We start from the raw sequence: 2,313 nt of genomic DNA on the forward strand, positions 1-2,313 counted from the left end.
ATGTGACTCCGAGCCGACCAGGTGAGGGGTGCTCTTCAGCGGATCAGGTTCACCCCAGCCCCGAGTGCCGACGGGCGACAGGCGTACCTGCCCAGGGTCACGAAGATCTCTCGTGTTGCCGTCCGGGTCCCGCATGCGCCGGGGCGACGATTTCGCCGGCGCGATCAGAAGGGGAAGCCGAGCAGGCCGCCCCACCCTGGTCGCGCACTTTGGCATGCGCCCTGACACTGACGATCCCCCCCTGGTCGGATTCGTGGTGAGTCGCGCCGTGGGAGGCGCGGTCATCAGAAATCGGGTCAAACGTCAGTTGCGACACCTCATGCGAGACCGTCTCGACCGGCTTCCGCGAGGTAGCCTGCTTGTTGTACGCGCCAATCCACCGGCCGCGTCCGCGCGAAGCGAGCGCATTGCCGCCGAACTCGACGTCGCGCTGGATCGTTTACTCAGGCGGCTAGAGCCCCCGGGGGCTCGCATGGATGGGCGATGATGACGGCGCAGCAGATCGCCGGGATTTCTCCGGCTGCCAGGATCCTGATGGCTCCGATCCGGTTCTACCGGGCCTTCGTGAGCCCTTTGCTGGGTCCCCGTTGCCGTTTCCACCCCTCGTGCAGTGCCTATGGCCTCGAAGCCGTGGCCGTTCACGGCGCGCTACGCGGCACATGGTTGACGATCCGGAGAATCGGGCGTTGCCACCCATTCCATCCCGGAGGCTTTGACCCGGTTCCCCCGGGCCGGTCCGACGAAACGCAAGGGAGCTAGCTCGGTGGAGCTGTCCTGGCTGAACTGGCTTTACACGGCCGTCGCCCAAGTGATCACCTGGATTCACGAGGGTTACAGCACCTTCATCCCGAGGAACAGCGGGCTCAACTGGGCGCTGACCATCATCACGCTCACCGTGCTGATGCGGCTGTTGATCTTCCCGCTCTTCCTCAAGCAGATGCGCTCCTCGAAGAAGATGCAGGAACTGGCGCCAAAGGTCCAGGAGATCCGCAAACGCTACAAGAACGACAAGCAGCGGATGAACCAGGAGGTCATGGCGCTGTACCAGGGGCAGGGCGCCAACCCGCTGGGTGGCTGCCTGCCGATTCTGGCGCAGTTCCCGATCTTCATCTCGATGTTCACCGTGCTCCAGGCCATGGCCAACAGCCCGGTTCCCAAGTTCGGCATGACCCAGCAGCTGATGGACAGCGCCAGGGCGGCCCACATCTTCGGCGCGCCGATCCCGGCGACCTTCTTCACCAGTGCGAACGACATCATCGCGCTGAACGCCGACCCCATCGTCACCAAGGTCGTTCTCGCCGTCTTCGTGGCGATCAGCTCGCTGACCACCTTCCTTACCGTCCGGCAGAGCGTGACCCGCTCGATGGCCCAGATGCCGGACAACCCGATGGCGCAGCAGCAGAAGATCCTGATGTACGTCTCGCCGCTGTTCGCCATCTTCTCGCTGAACTTCCCCCTGGGCCTGATCCTCTACTGGGTCACCACGAACCTCTGGACCCTCGGCCAGCAGCACTGGTTCTACAGCCGCAACCCCTCCCCGGTGGTCGACGCGAAGGGCAACGTCACGACCCCCGAGCCCAAGCCGAGCCTGCTGAGCAAGGTCAAGAAGACCGCCCCCGAGCCTGAGGCACCGCCCGCACCGGAGCCCAAGGTGGTCCGCCAGCAGCCCACCCGCCAGCCCCGCAGCAAGCGGACCGGTAGCAAGAAGTCCTGACGTCTCATCCCGACAGCACGAAGGAGTGGCCGGACGTGACCGAGGCCGAGGCCGAGAAGGAGCCCGTGAAGGCGGCTCCCGATCTCGCCGCCCTGGAGCAGGAAGGCGAGATCGCGGCGGATTACGTCGAGGGTCTGCTCGACATCGCCGACATCGACGGTGACATCGACATGGATGTCGAAGGTGATCGCGCCGTGGTGTCGGTGGTCGATATCAAGGGCGGTGATCTGGTCGGCCCCAACGGCGAGGTGCTGGAGGCCATCCAGGAATTGACCCGTCTCGCGGTCCACCGCCAGACGGGTGAGCGGTCGCGTCTGATGCTCGACATCGGCGGCTACCGCGACCGCCGCCGGAGCGAGCTGAGCGAGCTCGGCACCAAGATCGCTGCGGACGTCAAGCGGGATGGCGAGCCCAAGTCGCTGCAGCCGATGACCCCGTTCGAGCGGAAGATCGTGCATGACGCCGTCGCCGCGGCGGGCCTGCGGAGCGAGTCCGAGGGCGAGGAGCCCCGCCGTTTCGTGGTGGTCCTCCCCGTCTAGCGACGGCGCGGACGGGCAGAGGCCGCGGCCCCGGGGGGTTAGGGGGGGGGCGGGCATTTT

At 66.1% G+C, this 2,313-nt stretch carries 4 protein-coding genes; all 4 read left to right on the top strand.

Features of this window, described 5'->3' with window-relative positions; genetic code table 11:
* The first annotated feature begins 112 nt into the window (after positions 1–112).
* The 4 genes from rnpA to ABZ260_RS50155 are packed head-to-tail and all read left to right on the top strand — an operon-like array spanning position 113 to position 2,253.
* The gene (gene rnpA / locus ABZ260_RS50140; protein WP_350913728.1) at positions 113–487 is read left to right on the top strand and encodes a ribonuclease P protein component; all 375 of its coding nucleotides are present in this window, start codon (positions 113–115) and stop codon (positions 485–487) included.
* Positions 484–759 (top strand): membrane protein insertion efficiency factor YidD, encoded by a 276-nt coding sequence (yidD, locus tag ABZ260_RS50145; protein WP_343970413.1) that lies wholly within the window; start codon positions 484–486, stop codon positions 757–759. Before rnpA ends, yidD begins: the two co-directional genes overlap by 4 nt.
* A gap of 4 nt (positions 760–763) precedes the next feature.
* On the top strand, positions 764–1,714 hold the full coding sequence (gene yidC / locus ABZ260_RS50150; protein WP_355632781.1) for a membrane protein insertase YidC: 951 nt from the start codon (positions 764–766) through the stop codon (positions 1,712–1,714).
* 35 nt (positions 1,715–1,749) lie between these two features.
* Entirely contained in the window at positions 1,750–2,253 is a 504-nt protein-coding gene (locus tag ABZ260_RS50155; RefSeq protein ID WP_355632784.1) for a R3H domain-containing nucleic acid-binding protein, read from the top strand.
* Positions 2,254–2,313: the final 60 nt, after the last annotated feature.

Source organism: Streptosporangium sp. NPDC006013, from assembly GCF_040614275.1.
Taxonomy (GTDB): Bacteria; Actinomycetota; Actinomycetes; order Streptosporangiales; family Streptosporangiaceae; genus Streptosporangium.

Bases quoted from the DNA above. Each gene is read 5' to 3' on its own strand.
- yidD (WP_343970413.1), top strand. From the start codon at position 484: ATGATGACGGCGCAGCAGATCGCCGGGATTTCTCCGGCTGCCAGGATC.